The 17,373-nt window shown below is 64.5% G+C and carries 11 protein-coding genes; 9 read left to right on the forward strand and 2 right to left on the reverse strand.

The window, feature by feature from the left end:
* Positions 1–32 precede the first annotated feature (32 nt).
* The 6 genes from IM816_RS06210 (at position 33) to IM816_RS06235 (ending at position 9,984) form a co-directional block, all read left to right on the forward strand.
* Positions 33–923, forward strand: a complete 891-nt coding sequence (locus tag IM816_RS06210; protein ID WP_250340203.1) for a LysR family transcriptional regulator — start codon at positions 33–35, stop codon at positions 921–923.
* 266 nt (positions 924–1,189) lie between these two features.
* Positions 1,190–3,442, forward strand: a complete 2,253-nt coding sequence (locus IM816_RS06215) for a TonB-dependent receptor (RefSeq protein ID WP_250340204.1) — start codon at positions 1,190–1,192, stop codon at positions 3,440–3,442.
* Positions 3,439–4,707, forward strand: a complete 1,269-nt coding sequence (locus tag IM816_RS06220; protein ID WP_250340205.1) for a serine hydrolase domain-containing protein — start codon at positions 3,439–3,441, stop codon at positions 4,705–4,707. Before IM816_RS06215 ends, IM816_RS06220 begins: the two co-directional genes overlap by 4 nt.
* Before the next feature lie 19 nt (positions 4,708–4,726).
* Positions 4,727–6,892: a formylglycine-generating enzyme family protein gene (locus IM816_RS06225; RefSeq protein WP_250340206.1), complete on the forward strand. Its 2,166-nt coding sequence runs from the start codon at positions 4,727–4,729 to the stop codon at positions 6,890–6,892.
* The gene (locus IM816_RS06230) at positions 6,889–8,715 is read left to right on the forward strand and encodes a glycoside hydrolase family 127 protein (RefSeq protein WP_250340207.1); all 1,827 of its coding nucleotides are present in this window, start codon (positions 6,889–6,891) and stop codon (positions 8,713–8,715) included. Before IM816_RS06225 ends, IM816_RS06230 begins: the two co-directional genes overlap by 4 nt.
* Before the next feature lie 123 nt (positions 8,716–8,838).
* On the forward strand, positions 8,839–9,984 hold the full coding sequence (locus IM816_RS06235; protein WP_250340208.1) for a CaiB/BaiF CoA transferase family protein: 1,146 nt from the start codon (positions 8,839–8,841) through the stop codon (positions 9,982–9,984).
* On the opposite strand, the gene IM816_RS06240 is transcribed toward IM816_RS06235, so the two are convergent.
* Positions 9,985–11,079: a glycosyltransferase family 9 protein gene (locus tag IM816_RS06240; protein WP_250340209.1), complete on the reverse strand. Its 1,095-nt coding sequence runs from the start codon at positions 11,077–11,079 to the stop codon at positions 9,985–9,987.
* Between IM816_RS06240 and IM816_RS06245 the strand changes: the two genes are divergently transcribed.
* Positions 11,048–11,899, forward strand: a complete 852-nt coding sequence (locus IM816_RS06245; RefSeq protein WP_250340210.1) for an ABC transporter ATP-binding protein — start codon at positions 11,048–11,050, stop codon at positions 11,897–11,899. The genes IM816_RS06240 and IM816_RS06245 overlap by 32 nt on opposite strands.
* Positions 11,890–12,684, forward strand: coding sequence for an ABC transporter permease (locus IM816_RS06250; RefSeq protein WP_250340211.1), 795 nt, complete (start codon positions 11,890–11,892; stop codon positions 12,682–12,684). The genes IM816_RS06245 and IM816_RS06250 overlap by 10 nt, the downstream gene beginning before the upstream one ends.
* A 26-nt stretch (positions 12,685–12,710) precedes the next feature.
* Here IM816_RS06250 and IM816_RS06255 read toward each other — a convergent pair whose 3' ends face one another.
* Positions 12,711–13,313 (reverse strand): cupin domain-containing protein, encoded by a 603-nt coding sequence (locus tag IM816_RS06255; protein ID WP_250340212.1) that lies wholly within the window; start codon positions 13,311–13,313, stop codon positions 12,711–12,713.
* A gap of 879 nt (positions 13,314–14,192) precedes the next feature.
* Here IM816_RS06255 and IM816_RS06260 point away from each other — a divergent pair.
* Positions 14,193–17,345: a TonB-dependent receptor gene (locus IM816_RS06260; RefSeq protein ID WP_250340705.1), complete on the forward strand. Its 3,153-nt coding sequence runs from the start codon at positions 14,193–14,195 to the stop codon at positions 17,343–17,345.
* The last annotated feature ends 28 nt before the right edge of the window (positions 17,346–17,373 follow it).

Here is a 17,373-nt window from a genome sequence, read left to right on the forward strand (position 1 = left end):
GGCCTACCTCTGACGAGCGCCGGCGAGCCAACGTGGAAACCCAGTTCCTGCATACCTTCATCACCGTGGCCGACCATGGCTCCATGGCGGCCGCGGCGCGCCTGCTGAACATCACGCCCGCGGCCGTGGCCCAGCAGATACGCACGCTGGAGCGCGAGATCGGCGCCACGCTCATCGCTCGCGTGGGGCGCACCGTCAGCGTCACGGAAGAAGGTTCGCGGATACTGCAGCGCTCGCGCGACCTCCTGCGCAACGTGGCCGACCTGCGCAGCGTCGCCAACGAGAGCGGCGTATCGGGCGAACTGCGCCTCGGCGCGTGCCCCACGGCCCTCGCAGGCATGCTTCCCGACGTGCTCGCGCGCATGGTGGAGACCTTTCCGCGCATCAACGTCTTCATCAAGCCCGGCTATTCAGTGGACCTCTACCGCGACGTCGAGACCGGCGATCTCGATGCAGCCGTCGTGCTCCAGGCACCGTTTCCGCTGCCGAAGACCCGCGAATGGCAATTGCTGCGCGAGGAGCCGCTGGTCGTGTTGGCGCCACGCAGCATGGCTGCACGCGATCCGCATGAGTTGCTCGCCAGCGAGCCGTTGATCCGCTACGACCGTAACCAGTGGGGCGGCCGACAGGCGGACGATTACCTTCGCGCGAATGGCATCGTGCCGCGCGAGCGCTTCGAACTGAACGCGCTCAATGCCATCGCGGTGATGGTCGATCGTGGCCTCGGCGTGTCGTTGGTGCCGGACTGGGCACAACCGTGGCCCGAAGGACTCGATCTCGTGCGCTTGCCGCTGCCCAAGCCTTCGGAGCCGCGTCGCATCGGCATCGTATGGTCGCGTTCGAGCGTGCGTGTCCGGCTCGTCACGGTGTTGTTGCAGGAGAGCCGCAAGGCCATGGAGCAGACGCGTGCGTCTGCACGTTGAACATGTCGATCATGTTGCGTCGCCGCATAGTTTTGCTTGGTTCGTAAGCAACAAAAACTAGTCTCTGAACATACCCGGCATCGGTTTCTCGGCACGCGCGAACCGCATAGATTCGCCGTCAACGAAAACACCAGCCGAAGGGCGCGCCGGGGAGGGCGCCGCCAATCGCGAAAGCCGAGCTTCATCCGTCAGGCGCGCCGCCCAGAGCGATCGCGCCGCCTTCGCCCACGCGGGCGATCCGCTCCAACGGCACCTACGGACCCGACATGATCAAACCACTTTCCGCCGCCATCGGCAGCATCCTGCTGGCATCCCTTTTCGTCACCGCGGCGCATGCGCAGGAGACGCCCGCATCGGCGGCGTCCGACACGCAGGACACGGCGAAGAAAAAGAACGACAAGAAGAGCGAGCCGACCGACCTCGACCAGGTGATCGTCACGGGCACGCGCATGCCGAAGGCGGTGGACGAAATCCCCGGTGCGATCACCATCGTCAACAAGGAAGAGATCGCACACACGCTGCTGGTGACGGAAGACGCGACGGCCGTGCTGGCGCGTTCCGTGCCCGGCTATGCGGAATCGTCGCAGGCGATGAGCAACACGGGCGAAACCTTGCGTGGTCGCATTCCGCTGCGCCTGTTCGACGGCGTGCCCCAGGGCTCGCCGCTGCGCGAGGGTTCGCGTAACGGCACCTTTACCGACATGGGCATCGTCGGTCGCGTCGAGGTGATCAACGGCCCGTCGGCATCCGAAGGCATCGGTGCGGCGGGCGGCATCATCAACTACATCTCGAAGACGCCGACGAAGGAAGGCAACGAGACCACCATCACCACGCGTTACCAGACCCAGGGCAAGTCCGATAGCGGCGGTTGGAAGACGGGCGTGACGTTCAGCCGCAAGGAGGGTAGCTACGACGTGCTGCTCTCGGGCTCGTACATCGACCGCGGCATCACCTACGACGGCAACGGTCGTCGCATCGGCCTCAATACGTCCGGCTCGCTCGCCGATTCGACGTCGAGGAACCTGTTCGCGAAGGTGGGCTACAACTTCGGCGAGAACGACGATCAGCGCATCCAGGCCTCCGTCAGCAGGTTCAAGATCCAGGGCAAGGGCGAGTACGTGCAGGTGCTGGGTTGCCGCGGCCCTACCGACAATCCGCCCTGCGCCGTACCGCGTACGAATACCTCGGAGAAGGGGCACATCTTCGGTTCCAAGGATGCGTTCAACGACTTCAAACAGTATTCGGTGGAATACAGCCACAAGAACGTGCTCGGCGGCTCGCTCGACATCAACGCTTACAAGGCCGACCAGGCCATGCGCTACCTGCCGGAAAACACCGAGGACAAGCAGGACCCGTTGATCGCGCCGCTCAACACACTCTTCGATCAGTCCGAGATCACCGCAAAGAAGCGCGGTATCCGTACCTCGTGGACGCGTCCCGATTTCCTCGTCACCGGGTTGGAACTGCACACCGGCGTGGACGTGGCGCGCGACGAGGCCCAGCAGCGGCTGGCCTTGACGGGTCGCTTGTGGGTGCCGCCGATGATCTACAACAGCGTGGCGCCGTATCTGCAGCTCTCCTACGACATCGGTCCGTTCACCATCAGCGGTGGCTATCGCCGTGAGAGTGATCGCCTCACGGTCAACAGCTACACCACCACGTATTACCGCAACCGGGTGTTCGTGCAGGGCGGCAAGCTCTCGTACAAGGAAAATCTGCGCAACATCGGCGGCATCTGGCGCGTCAACGACCAGTGGTCGATCTTTGCCTCGTACAGCGAAGGCTTCACGCTGCCCAACATCGGCATCCCGCTGCGCAACATCAGCACGCCGGGCCAGTCGGTCAGCCGGATCCGCGATCTCGAAGCCATCATCTACAAGAACAACGAGTTCGGCTTCAACTGGCGCGGTGACAACGGCGCGTTCGGTGCCACGCACTACATCTCCAAGTCGCCCTTTGGGTCGTCGCTCGCGGTCGATCCGCACACCACCGACTTCATTCTCTCGCGTGCACCGGTGCGCATCGAGGGCACCGAAGTCACCGGCGAGTGGCGCTTCAACGACCAGTGGAAAGTGAACGGGATTTACTCGCACATCAGCGGACGCACCTCGTTCTGGTCGAGCGATCCGGCGGGTCGCTACGGCAACGGCGGGCTGAACAAGCCGCTCGGCGTGCTCGACATCAACCCCGACAAGCTGGCGTACTCGGTTACCTGGACCTATTCGTCGCGCCTGGACGCCACGCTCGGTGCGACTTCGTTGTTTGGCCGGCATATCTCGGGCCACGACGTCCGGAGCTACGATGGCGCCACCTTCAGCTACGACGAGCGCACGCATGGCTACACGCTGTGGGATCTCGGCGTGAACTACGGGCTCGAACGCTACGGCAAGCTCTCGCTCGGTGTGGAGAACCTGCTCGACAAGCAGTACATCCTGAGCTGGTCGCAGTTGGCGGGCTACCAGAACTACTGGGCGGGTCGCGGGCGAGTCACGTCGCTCACCTACACGATCACCCTGTGATCGGACGGTTCCTCCGCCGTACCGGATTTCTGGGCGCGGTGCTCGTCGGCCTCGCGCTGGCCTGCGCTTCGGCGCAGGCCGCGCAACCATGGGCGCCCGCGCGGCTGGAAACTCTGCACACCTTTCTGCGCGGCGCCACGAACGATGAGGGCTACCTCGGTGCCGTGAGCCTCATCGTCCACGAGGGGCGCGTGGTCGACGTGGGCGTTTACGGTTACGAAGATCTCGCGCGTCGCCGACCCATGCGGCGCGACGCGATCTTTCGAATCTACTCGATGACCAAGACGGTCACCTCCGTCGCGCTGATGATGCTGGTGGAGGAGGGCAAGGTCACGCTCGACCAGCCGCTGGCGGATGTTCTGCCGGGCTTCGATGCGCCCCGCGTTCTCACCCAGGGGCCCGACGGTGCGTCCGTCAGCCGCGCCGCGTCGCGTCGCGTCACGCTGCGCGACCTGCTCACGCACACGGCGGGTTATCCGGCGGGATTGCCTGGCGACGAAGCCGCATTGGCTGCGATGGAGCGCGCCGATCCTCACGCCGCGAACGACCTCGCGGGTTTCACCGAGCGCATGCGCAACGTGCCGCTGGCGGCCGATCCCGGTACCCGGTTCGGCTACGACGGCGCCGCCATCGAACTGATCGCACGCGTGGTGGAAGTAGTCTCGAAGAAACCGTTTCCCGTGTTCCTGCACGAGCGCATCTTCGTTCCGCTCGATATGCGCGACACCGGCTTTTCCGTGCCTGCCAACGAGCGGCATCGCGTCGTGGACCTCACTCGTATGGGGAACGACGGTCGCCTCGTTCTCGACGGCAGCCCGAGCGCGAAGCATCCGGGCGATGCTTTGAACCGCTACGCCAGCGGTGCGGGCGGTCTCTACGCCACCGTCGACGACTATGCACACTTCGCGCAGATGCTCCTGGATGGCGGACGTTATCGCGACCACGTACTGCTCGGACGCAAGACGGTGGCGTTCATGCTCAGCAACCAGCTCGGCATGCTCGACCCGCCCGTGGACCAGTTCAGCGCGGGCGAGGGCTTCGGCATTGGCGGCTACGTGGTGCTCGATCCGGCGCTGCGCGGGCAACTCGGGTCCGTGGGCCAGTACGGTTGGTCCGGCGCGGCGTCCACCACGTACACCATCGACCCCAGCGAGCGACTGATCGCGATCCTCATGCTGCAACATCTTCCTCGCGACGATGGCGGCCATGACCTGCCACGGCTTGCGCGCCCCTTCTATGACCTCGTCTACCATGCCCTCCCATGACCTCCCTGTGTCCGCTGCCATGACCGATCCGAACGACGACCGCGACGATCCGCCGCGTGTGATCCACGAGTTCAAGTTCTCGCACGTCACCACCGGTCGCTACCTGCCCACGCCGGGCAAGGCGCCCGGGTGGCCGTTCGCCGAGATCGGGCACTGGACCATGGACGTCGATGGCAGCGTGGACGACTGGGTCCGCGAGCTCGCCGACTGGCGGCGCGAACATCTCGTGCGTATCGGCTATGACGACGCGAACTACCGCCGGCCCGAACTGCAATGGGCGCAGCGAAACTTCGTGCATGCGCAGATGATGGTCGAGGATCGCTATTTCTACGATCCCGTGGCGCGTCGTTATACGGTCGATCGGTATCTGGACGATCTCGAACGTCGCTTCGGCGGCATCGACAGCGTGCTCATCTGGTTCGTCTATCCCAACATCGGTATCGACGACCGCAACAAGACCGACCTCGCGCACGACCTGCCTGGCGGGCTCGAAGGCCTGCGCAGCGCCGTGGACGATTTTCACCGCCGCGGCGTGCGCGTGTTCCTGCCTACCATGCCCTGGGACCACGGGACGCGTCCGAGCGAGGCCAGCGACTGGCAGAGTATGGCGACGCTGGTCGAGTCGGTCGGTGCAGACGGCATCAATGGCGATACCTACAACGGCGTACCGCGTGCGTTCTTCGACGCCTGCGATGCCGTCGGGCGTCCCGTGGTGCTGCAACCGGAATCGACCATCAGTGCGGAAGAGCAACTGATCTGGAACGTGCAGAGCTGGGGCAAGAAGGCGCCGAACGAGCCCGTGCCGCCGGTCGCCAAGTTCAAGTGGCTCGAACCGCGGCACATGATCAATTACGAGAATCGTTGGGGCCGCGACCGCCAGCACGATCTCCAATACATCTTCTTCAACGGCATCGGCTACAACGCCTGGGAGAACGTCTGGGGCATCTGGAACGCCTTCACGCCGCGCGATGCGGAAACGCTTCGCCGCATCGCGTCGATCGAGCGGCAGTTCGCGCCGGCCTTGGTGAGCATGGCCTGGCGTCCGTACGAGCGCACGCGGCAGGCCGGCGTGTTCGCCAGCCGCTTTCCGCTGGAAGCCTATACGCTCTGGACCGTCATCAATCGCAACGAATACGTTGTCGACGGCGAGCAACTGGCGATTCCCCATGTCGAAGGCACCCGCTATGTGGATGTGTGGAACGGCGTGACGCTGACCCCGCGCCTGGACGACGAGCAGGCTGTCCTCAGCTTCGCGTTGGAAGGGAAGGGTTTCGGCGCTGTGCTGGCACTGCGCGAGGGTGCATCCATCGACGGGCTCGACGATTTCCTTGCCACGATGCGACGCCTGGCAGAGACGCCGCTCTCGTCGCTGTCCGCCACTTGGCACAGCCTGCCGCAGCGCCAGGTGCCTATCGCGCCCACCTTGCCGCAGGCGCAAGCGCCCGAGGGCATGGTCAGCATCCCTGCCGGTGAGTTCGACTTCGTGGTCGGTGGCGTCGAGATCGAGGGGCAGACCTGGGAAGGCAACGACGTGCAATACCCCTGGGAACCGAGTGCGCGGCGTCACCACCGCCAGCGCATGCAGGTGGCCGCGTTCCACATCGACCGCACACCGGTGACCAATGCGCAGTTTGCGGCCTTCCTGGCCGACAGCGGTTGGTGGCCGGCGGACGATCACCACTTCCTGCACCACTGGCAGGGCGGCGAGCCGCCAGCAGGATGGGAGAACAAGCCGGTGACGTGGGTGGCCCTGGAGGATGCGCGTGCCTACGCGGCCTGGGCCGGCAAGCGTCTCCCTCACGAATGGGAGTGGCAGTACGCGGCGCAGGGAACCGACGGTCGTCGGTATCCCTGGGGCGATGCATGGCGCGACGACCTCGTACCTTCGCCGAACCGCGGGCGCATCCTGCGTGCGCCTGCCGACGTCGAAGCCTTCCCCGAGGCAGCGAGCCCGTTCGGCGTGCTCGACCTGGTCGGCAACGTGTGGCAATGGACCGACGAATACGAAGACGAGCACACGCGCAGTGCCATTCTCCGCGGCGGCAGTGCCTATCAGCCGCAGACGTCACACTGGTATTTTCCGCAGGCTTATCGTCTGGACCACCATGGCAAGTATCTGCTGATGGCGCCTTGCAAGGACCGCTCCGGGTGTGTCGGCTTCCGCTGCGTGGTGGATGCCGCATGACGTCGCGCACGCGCTTCCACGGCTTGCTGGGCGACGCGCTCGCGGCCAATCTGCGCGGACGGCTTTCGCATTTCATTGAGGACGAGACGAGTCCGGCGATCGCGCTGTTCTCGCCGGAGCGGCGCGCGACGAACGAGGAAGGCGACTGGTACGGCGAGCACGCCGGCAAGTGGCTGGTCGCAGCCTCGCGCGCCGCAGCGCGCAGCGGCGACGCGGCATTGCGTGCGAACGTGCTTCGCGTGGCCGATTATCTGCTTTCGGTGCAGGAGCCCGACGGCTACCTCGGCACTTACGCGCCCGCACGCCGTTTCATGCATCCCCGGCCGCCGAAACCGGTGACCTGGGACGGTGCCCCCAGCGTGCGCACCTGGGACATCTGGACGCACGCCTATCTCGTCCTGGGTCTGATCGAGGTGCATCGTCAGCTCGGCGGCGATCGGTATCTCGACGCAGCGCGGCGCATCGGCGATCTGTGTCTACGGACCCTGAGCGATAGCGGCATCGACATCACCGACCTGGGCAATCATTTCGGCATGTCGGCCACGGTGTTGCTCGATCCCGCGGTGGAGCTGCACGTGGCGACGGGGGACGCCCGTTATCTCGACCTTGCGCGTCTCGTACTCGCGCAAGCCGACGCGAACCCGCACCTCGCCTTGTTACGCCAGACGCTGGCCGGAACGGATGCGGCATTCATCGGTACAGGCAAGGCGTATCAGCTCGCCTGGAACATGGTCGGTGTAGCGAAACTCCATCGGGTCACCGGCGATCCGGCGCTATTGAGCGCGGCGCGCAACGTATGGGCCAGCATCCGCGAACATCACCTCACGCTGGGCGGCGGTCCTTGGGGCGGCGTGGCGCACCGGTCGCGCGAGGTGTTCAACGCACCGGGCGCCTTCAGTCCCGAGGCATACGTCGAGACCTGCTCCACGCTGGCCTGGATCCAGCTCAATCGCGAATTGCTCGCTGCGACCGGCGAGGCATGTTTCGCGGAAGAGATCGAGCGTTCCGCCTATAACGACCTGCTCGCCGCACAGGCCCCGGACGGCGAAGACTGGTGCTACTACGTGTTCCCCAACGGGCGGCGCGTGCACACGACCTACTGGCGTTGCTGCAAATCCAGTGGTGCGATGGCGATCGAGGAATTGCCGGCGCTGGCGACGAGCGTGCGCGATGGCGCCACGCTCGACGTGAACCTCTATGGCCCGGGCGAGACCGTGGTCGTGCTAGAAGGCGTTGGTCTCGTCACGCTCCGCCAGGACACCGCATGGCCTTACCCCGACGACGTACGGCTGCACGTCGCGCTCGAGCGGGAAGGTCGGTTCGCCCTGCGTCTTCGCATCCCGTCCTGGGCCGATGGCGCGGTCCTTCTGGTGAATGGCGAGGCCGCAGGTGTCGCGATCACGCCAGGCGAATACGCATCCATCGAGCGGGTTTGGCGTGACGGCGATCAGGTGACGGCGGTGTTCCCCTTCGTCCCGGTGGCCCATCGTGCGTCGAACCGGAACGTGCAGGAATCGCGGGCACCCGATGGCAGCGAGGTACGCCAGGAAGTGCTGCGCTTCGACTACGTCGGCTTCACCTGCGGTCCGCTGGTGTATGCCACCGAGCGGATCGACGGCTTCAAGACCGCCGAGACGGTGAGGCTGCCCGAGGGCCCGGCGAAGCTGTGGCTGAAGCTCGACCTGGAGGAGGGCGGCGCACCCGCGTTGTCGTTCTACCCGGGCTATCGCCTGCCGCTGCGCTTCACGCCTTACTTCGCCGCGGGCGGTCGCCGCGACGGTGCCTGGCGCCTGACCTGGCTGCAGGTCGCAGCCGCGGATTGATTGCGCGTTCAAGCAATATTTTCTGCTGCCAGAACATATCCAAAGCGGGCTGATCGCGCACCGCGCCTGCTGCAAAGTGATCCGCGCAAACGGGACATGGAACCTGTGGATACCGAGACAAGCATGGAAAACCCGACATCGTCCCCACGCGTCGCGTCAGGGCCGCTCGCTGGCGTGAAGGTGCTCGACCTGAGCGCTTATATCGCCGGACCTTACGGCTGCACGCTGCTGGCCGACCAGGGCGCGGACGTGATCAAGATCGAGCCTCCGGGCGGCGACAACCTGCGCCAGTATCCGTCCACACTCGCCGCGGAGAGCCGCGCCTTTCTCGGCGTGAACCGCAGCAAGCGCGGCATCGTGCTCGATCTCAAGAATCCATCCGACCACGCGGCGCTGTTGCGCCTCGTGCGCGATACGGACGTGCTCGTGCACAACTTTCGTCCGGGCGTACCCGCGCGACTCGGCATCGACCACGACCGGCTCAACCCCATCAATCCACGGCTCATCTACTGTGCGGTTACCGGCTATGGCGAGACGGGGCCGATGAAAGACAAGGCCGGCTACGACCAGGTGCTGCAGACCATGACCGGCATGTGCACCCTGCAAGGCAAGCGCAACGGTCCGCCCGAGGTGATCTACGGCTCCGTGGTCGACTACTACGCTGCGGCCTTGCTCGCGGCGGGCGTGTCCTCGGCGCTCTACGAGCGCGAACGCAGCGGACTGGGCCAGTACGTGGGCGTTTCCCTGCTGCGCAGCGCATTGACGATGCAGTCGGCGCGGATGATCTGGGCAGAAGGCGAATCGCTGGATATCGGTCGCGACATGCGCTCAGGCGGCGTGACCGGCATCCACCCCGCGCGCGAAGGCTACATCTACATCTCGGCGAATACACCGCGCTTCTGGAAAGCGCTGTGCGAACGCACCGGCCTGATGGCGCTGCACGACGATGAGCGCTTCGATACCGTGCGCAAGCGCGCCGAGCACCACGCCGAGATCGTGCCGCGACTGCATGCTGCGCTCAGGGCGCATACGGCACTGGAGTGGGAAGCCATCTTCGGGGACGCCGTGCCGAGCGCCGCCGCACGCCGCATCGAGGACATGTTCGATCATCCGCAGGTAGCCGCCGAGGGGCTTGTCGCTACCTTCGAGCATCCTGTCGTGGGGCAGTATCGTGGCGTGAATCATCCGATCCACTTCGGCCGTACGCCCGCGCCGGAACCCTTCGCAGCGCCGTCGCTGAATCAGCACGAGGATCTGCTCGATCGCTGATCAGCGGATCGCGCCACGCAGATGGGCGGCCGCGCGCGTGGCGCTGGCCACGGGGCATCCGTCGTCGCTGCGGAAGCCCGTGTTGCGGGGTCCGTAGGGCGCGTAGCGCTCCGGGTCCGTCGCCCCGAAGATGCCGATGGTGATGGCGCTTGTGGCGGCGGCGAGATGCATCACGCCGCAGTCTGCGCTCACGTAGATGCCGGCGGCATCGATGAAGGCGGCCAGCTTGCGCGGGTCGCTCGTGAAATAGGTGGGGTACGCGTTGCCGATGCGCGATTGACCGTCCGCTGCTACCAGTTCCACGATGCGCAGCGGCCCCACGCGCGCGAGCAACTCGCTGACGAAGGTTTGCCACCATGTCGCATCGAGACACTTGCGGCCTGTGGCGTTGGGAAAGATCGCCAGCGTCGGTCCGCTCGGATCGGGAACGCGCAGCACGCGTGCCAAGGCTGCTGCGCCGGCAACGCGCTCGGCCGCACTGAGACGCAGATCGAGGTTAGGGACCGGCGTCGCATCCGCCACGCCGAGTGCACGCCGCAGTGCCCGCACCGGGCGCGCAGCGAAATGCGTGGGTACGTCCGAACCGAGCGCATCCACGCTCAACTGAAAGCGCGCGCGAGCCAGACTGGCCGCGATACGACCGGACGACGAACCCGCCGCCGCATCGACGACGAGGTCATAGCGCTTGGCGCGCAGCTTGCGCAGCGTGCCTATCGTGGCGAACGGCCGGCGGAGCGCGCGACGATCCAACAGGAACAGTTCGCCGAGGCAGTCGAACCCGGCGTACACGCTTCGCGTGGCGCCACCCGAGCCGAGCACGTCGACCTCCGCGCCGGGGAACCGGCTTTCGATCTCGCTCATCAGCGCCGTAAGCATCACCGTATTGCCTAGACGATGATTCGGGCGGCAGATGAGTACACGTTGGATACCAGCGACGGGAAGTTCGCCCTCGCGCACCAGGTTTCGCGCGGGTGGCATCACCCGGCGGAGCAACCAGGTGATCGTGCGCCGCCGCCATGCATGCATGCGCCCATGCAACGGTACGCGGGTCGGGTTGGCGCGCGTGGCCTCGTCGATCGAAACGGCCGTGGACATGAAAGCTCCGGAGCGGGGGCGTTCGATCTACGATGCCAAAGTCAGCTTAGAACAAGCTGTCGGTTTCATGACGATCTGCTTACAACGCCGCCCGGAGCGCTTGTTTGGCGGCAATCGAAAAATCTTGCGCCGCGTGCAATGGTGCGGCACATCGCGGAAGCCGCATCATGCGCCATGTCCAGGCGCACAACGGCATTGCATGTGTAACGAAACACCGCTCCTGTCGGTCGACGACCTGCTTGGCCCCGGTGTGGGGCCTGTCTCATTGACGCTGGCTATCGGGGAGCGCGTAGCCATCATGGGCGCGTCTGGCGCTGGGAAATCGCTGTTCCTTCGCCAACTCGCCGATCTCGATCCCGGCGAGGGGCACCTTAGCTTGCGCGGCGAACGACGCGAAGCGCTGGCGGGGCCAGCGTGGCGGCGACGCGTGATGCTGGTGCCTGCGCAATCCGGTTGGTGGGCCCCCACGGTCGACATGCATGTCGATCCTTCCGAAAAAGCGCATGCCGCCACCCTCGCGCATCGCCTGCGTCTTCCCGACGACATCCTCACGCGAGAGGTACGTGTGCTGTCGACGGGCGAGCGCCAGCGCCTCGCGCTGATTCGCGCACTGACCAGATCGCCGGATGTCCTGTTGCTCGACGAACCGACGAGCGGACTCGATCCCGATGCCATGGCAGCGGTGGAGAACCTGCTGATCGAGTACAGCCGTGAGGGCACCGGTATCGTCATGGTCACGCACGACGCCGGGCAGGCGCGGCGCGTGGCGAACCGTTCGTTCGTGATGGAGAAGGGGAGGCTTGCGCCGGCATGGGCGTGATCGCGCTGCATCCTTCGGACCTTGCGGTAGCGTCGCTGCTGATTCTCGGCGATGCGCTTATCTCGCTGGTTTTTCGTCTGCGTTTTCACCGCAGCCTGATCGTCGCTGCGGCGCGCATGGTCGTGCAGTTGGTGGCGATCGGTTTTGTGCTGCGTTTTGTCTTCGCCGTGGGGCAGACCTGGCTTACGCTCACATTGATCGTCGCGATGGTGCTGGTGGCGGCACGCGAGGCCGCGGCGCGACCGTCCCGACGCCTCCGTCGCGGCGGCTTTCTCATCAGCCTTGCCAGTGTGGCGACGCCTGCGCTGCTCACCTGCCTGTTCGCTCTTCTGACAGCGATCCGTCCCCATCCCTTGCTCTCGCCGCAGTATGCGATTCCGCTGGCTGGCATCATTCTCGGCAATGTGCTGAACGCGGCGAGCATCGCCTTCAGCGGGGTCTTCGACGGGTTAGGCGCCAACGCTGCGGCCATCGAGGCACGTCTCATGCTCGGCGACAGCTATCGGACCGCCATCGCAGACCTGTCACGCGACGCCATACGACGAAGCATGATTCCCATCGTGAACCAGATGAGCGCCGCGGGTGTCGTGACCCTGCCGGGCATCATGACCGGGCAGATTCTCGCTGGACTGGACCCTATGGAAGCGGTGAAGTATCAGATCCTGCTCATGTTCCTGCTCGCCGGTGGAAGCTGCCTTGCGTCGGTGGCCGCGGTGTCGCTTGCCACGGCGCGGCTCACCGATCCACGTGGTCGACTCCGGCTCGATCGACTCGCGGATCGCTGAGGGCGGCCGCGTAACGCCGTTCTGCGTCAGCGCGTCGCCGCGAGTTCGCGAGCGCACCGCCCGGCCGGTTGCCAGTCGCTGATCCGAGTCGTCGCTGGCTGGGTCGCATCGTGAAGGATGAGCGCGAATGCTCGTCGCGGCGTCTTGCCGATCGCCATCAACAGCATCGGTTCGCCGCCGGGCATGACTTGCGCGTTACCGGGGCCGAAGCCGGTCTGTGCGCCGTCCGGCATCTCCAGGCAGGTGTCTCCGTCCACGGCGTAGAACCCTTCGGGACCGGAATGCTTGTGTAGCGGTGCGCTCATGCCTGGCGCGAAATACGAGTGCACATAGTCCGCGCTGAAGGACTTTGCCTTGATGACGGGAAATGGGCCGATCGTCGCGACATGCATGCCGCCGCTTGCGTGCCAGTGCTTTCCCGCCACAGTGAACAACCAGACCTTGCCGAAGTCGACGACAACGGTGCTGGTCGGACTCTTCGCTGCGCGCGTGCCAGACTCATCGGGGAAGGTGTCGATGTGCCAGTACACCGGTTCGTCGGGAAGTGCACCGATGTCCTGATGAGCCAGCAGACAGGCGGGCCCGGGCGTAAGAGACGCCCCAGGTTGGCAAGGCTTGGACGTGACCACCGATCCAGGGTCTTGCGTCTGCGCTATGGACGGTAAGCACAACAGCGCCGCTACCGACGCAACACACAGACAGGACAACAACCTCGCGGAGCTGGATTGCTTTGCGTGCATGCACCTCTCCCATCGTCGAGTGAGCAATCTACGCGTCGTGTATCGCTGCTGCCATCGACCGTAAGAGGGATGCCATTTTTGCAGCGCAGCGTGACAGCTCGCGCCTTTAGCGCCTTAATGCATGCCCAGGGGATTTAGATCGATCCAAGTTGGAATCCATGACGAGCTCAGCGATGGGACGCGAAGCTATCTGGTTCGGCTTGGTTGGGGTGGGGAGGGCTTCCGCGGCGTGCGCCATCGTGCATCCCGTGTCGTAGGTGTAGCTGCTTTCCCCGGGGCCTGATGAGCGGTATGGGAAGCCATCGCATGAAACCAAGCATCGCCTGTCGTTTCACCACCACGCGTTCGCGCGTCGCATTCGAACGCTTACCCCCTGGCTCCCTGGCCAGCGGTGTCCCGCGACAACATCGCGCACCCTCTACTCGACATTAGCAATGCATCGGTTCGCCACCCTGGCGGTTCCCACAAGAGCGCCTGGCGTCTGTGGGAGCCGCTATAGCGGCGAGAAGCCAACAAAGCGCTGAAGCCGGAAGGCATCAGCGCCCAAGCCGGCTGTGCAAGGGCTGAGCCGCAGCCCTTCCGGAGACTATCGAAGCATCCATCGACGATGGGTCGAGGGGCCTTCTTTTGCCAAAAAATTTGGATCGATCCAACAGGAGGGTGCGTGTCGTCATAGATGCAGCAGTGATCGAACGGGGGATCACCGCGCCGGCTTCTTCGGGGCGCTTATCAACGAGGGGAAAGAAAAAGATGACTTGTTTGCCACGTATGTTTACGCACAAGCCGCTGTACGCCGCGCTCGTCTCGGCCAGCCTGTCGCTTGGCGCTATCGCCTTGCCGACCGCGGCCTTCGCGCAGGAGGCAACTCCAACCGCGTCGAGTCCCACACAGGACGACGCCACGACGACAAAAAACCCGCCGAAGCCGAAGGCCAAGGAAAAGAATGGTTCCAACGACACGACCGACCTGCAGACGGTCGTCGTGACGAGCTATCGCCAGTCCATCGATCAGAACGTGCTGGACAAGCGTGACGCCAACTCCATTGTCGAGGTCATCAACGCGCAGAACATCGCGCAGTTCCCCGCCAAGAACATTGCCGACGCGCTGGCGCATGTGCCTGGCGTCGTGATCAGCCGTGAGTCCGGCGAAGGCAAGACGGTCAGCATCCGCGGCCTCGCCCCCGAACTGACCTATACCGAATTGAACGGCAACTATGTCGCGTCGGCCGATACGTCGGCGGGTCTGACGCGCTCGTTCAACTACACACTGTTCCCGGCGAACATGTTCTCCGACATCAAGCTCTACAAGAGCCTCGAAGCGCGCCTGGACGAAGGCGGCATCGGCGGCAACGTCGACCTGCGCACGCGCCGCCCGCTCGAGATGGGCGTGAACGAGGGCTTCGTCACCGGCACCGCGGCCAGCTCCGATACAAGTTCGAAGACGGAGCCGCAGGGTGCTGCGCTGTGGTCTTGGAAGAACAAGGACGAAACGTTCGGCGTCCTCGTTGCCGGTGCGTACCAGAAGCGCCAGGCAACCACTTACTCGGCGGATGCGTCGAGTTGGCACTGGTGGTCGGACAACTGCACGGATCACGCGACGTGTACCCAGCCACCGGTGAACGTCCACGGCAATCCGTACAACTCGGCGGTCAACAACAACATCGACCTCTGGGGTAACGGCGTGGTCGATCAGGCAGGCAACGTCTCCAACGGGTTCTGGATGCCGCAGCAGTTCGCCACGAGTCAAAACGACCTGACCCTGAAGACCAAGGGCGCCCAGGCCACGATGCAGTTCAAGCCGAGCGACCATTTCCTGCTGACGGGCAACTATTTCCGCTTCGAGCGCGAGCAGACCCAGATCACCAACACGCTCGAAATTCCCGAGTGGGGTTTGCCGAACAACACCAACTTCGCTGACCAGAACGGTCGCCTGCTGGCACCGAACGGACTCACCTTCGACAAGTCCGGCACGATCGTCACCGGGGCCAACTATGTGCTGCCGCGCCCGGGTGTCGGCTGTAATTCCTCCGTGAATCCGGTCACCGGCGCGCCGCGCCAGGCAGTCGACGTTTGTTCCACGGAAATCCCGTGGCTCAACGGCAATTACTCCGTCGAGAAGGCCACGTCGCAAACGCTCAACCTGGAAGGCGAGTGGGACAACGGTGGTGCCCTCAGCGGCTCGTTCAACGTCGGTCGTACCTGGGCTAAGGGCGGTCCGTCGATCGAACTCGGCATGGCTGCCAAGCCGCGCAACTTCGTGAATGGCCAGTGGGTCGACGGCAGCACGGGCGCTGCATGGAACTTGAGCGGCAAGCCGGGCATCACCGCCGATCAGGCAGTGCTGCAGAACATGCAGGCGGGTGCCGGTCAGGTGGACCTGGGCTCGACGGGTTCGAACATGGTGAACACGCGTACCTCGCAAAACTTCGCGCAAGCGGATTTCACCTGGGCCTTCGACGGCTCATGGTTGCAGTCGTTGCAATTCGGCGCCAAGTACAGCGACGCCAATGCGGAGCAGCAGAGTAACGAAGTGCGCTGGTACTGCAAGGGCACGACATTGCAGTTCCAGACCTGCGATCCCAATGCGGGGCAGTTGCCCGCGGGTTTCCTGTTGCCGAATTATCTCGACGGCGTGAACCATGCCTACGGCGACAGCATCTTCCCCGCCATCAACTTCCCGGCCTACTACAACCATCTCAACGACACCTATGACCGGGTGATCTACAACAAGCCGCAGAACAAGTCGTCGATCGGCGAGAAGATCGCAGCGGCCTATGTGCAAGCCAATTTCGATACCGGCACGGTTCGCGGCAACGTCGGCTTGCGCTTCGTCACCACGAAGCAGGACCTCACGGTGGCCAATCAGGTCACCACCAACAACGCGGTGTACTACCACGACCCCGCGGGAAACATCCTGATCTGTCCGGCGTCGGGCGTGAACGCGGGGGGTGGTGCATGCGCCCCGGGCGACTTCCAGTACCTGCCGCGCGAAGTGGCGGTGGTCGAGAACTTCAACAATTCCACGACCAACAAGCGGTACAACAAGCTGCTGCCGAGCTTCAACATCGCGTGGACGATTGCCGACGACTTCGTTCTTCGTGCTGCCGGTTCGCAGGCCATGGCCCGTGCCAATTACACCGACCTTGCCCAGCTCGGTCAGCTCACCAACAACACGCAGGATTACTACAACGACCGCAAGCAGTTCGGCGCCCCGCTGCCGGGCTGGTACGGGTCCGGCGCCAATGCCGACCTTAAGCCGTTCACCGCCACTCAGTTCGACCTTGCCGGCGAGTGGTATTACGCGGAACACGGCGTCGTCGGTATCGATCTGTTCCAGAAGAAGGTGAAGAACTTCGTCGTTCCCGTGACCGTCAACAACATCGACGTGAACGTGGGTGGCACGCAGACCAATTTCCGGCAGTACAGCACCAACGCCAACGGTCGTTCCGGCACGTCGAAGGGTATCGAGGTGTACGCCCAGCACACCTGGGACACGGGTTTCGGCTACATCGCCAACTACACGCTCAATCACACCAGCGAGACCGCGGTGTCGCTGGGCGATACGCAGGTGGGCAAGGCCGAGCTGATCGGCAGTGCGAAGTACGCGGCCAACGTGTCGCTGTTCTATGAGAAGAACGGCCTGCTGCTGCGCGCCAGCGACAACTGGACCGGTCGCACGATGCAGGGGCTGGCAGCGGGCCTGCCAATCTACGCGCAGCCGTATCACCAGATCGATCTGAACGGCGATTACGAGTTCAACAAGCACTTCATGGTCACCGCCTCGATCATCAACTTCAACAAGGCGCGGCCGCATACCTACCTGGGCGGCGACACGCGTTCGCGCCTCGTCCAGTTGCTGTATCCGGGCCGGCAGTACTACGTCGGCGTGACCTACAAGTTCGGTGGTGACAGCAACAAGTAAACCCGCGACGGGGCCAGGTGAATGCCTG

Source organism: Luteibacter flocculans (assembly GCF_023612255.1).
GTDB lineage: Bacteria > Pseudomonadota > Gammaproteobacteria > Xanthomonadales > Rhodanobacteraceae > Luteibacter > Luteibacter flocculans.

Excerpts from the sequence above, each read along its gene's own strand:
- IM816_RS06215 (WP_250340204.1), top strand. The coding sequence starts at position 1,190 with ATGATCAAACCACTTTCCGCCGCCATCGGCAGCATCCTGCTGGCATCC.
- IM816_RS06260 (WP_250340705.1), top strand. The coding sequence starts at position 14,193 with ATGTTTACGCACAAGCCGCTGTACGCCGCGCTCGTCTCGGCCAGCCTG.
- IM816_RS06230 (WP_250340207.1), top strand. The coding sequence starts at position 6,889 with ATGACGTCGCGCACGCGCTTCCACGGCTTGCTGGGCGACGCGCTCGCG.
- IM816_RS06240 (WP_250340209.1), bottom strand. The coding sequence starts at position 11,079 with ATGTCCACGGCCGTTTCGATCGACGAGGCCACGCGCGCCAACCCGACC.
- IM816_RS06225 (WP_250340206.1), top strand. The coding sequence starts at position 4,727 with ATGACCGATCCGAACGACGACCGCGACGATCCGCCGCGTGTGATCCAC.
- IM816_RS06235 (WP_250340208.1), top strand. The coding sequence starts at position 8,839 with ATGGAAAACCCGACATCGTCCCCACGCGTCGCGTCAGGGCCGCTCGCT.
- IM816_RS06250 (WP_250340211.1), top strand. The coding sequence starts at position 11,890 with ATGGGCGTGATCGCGCTGCATCCTTCGGACCTTGCGGTAGCGTCGCTG.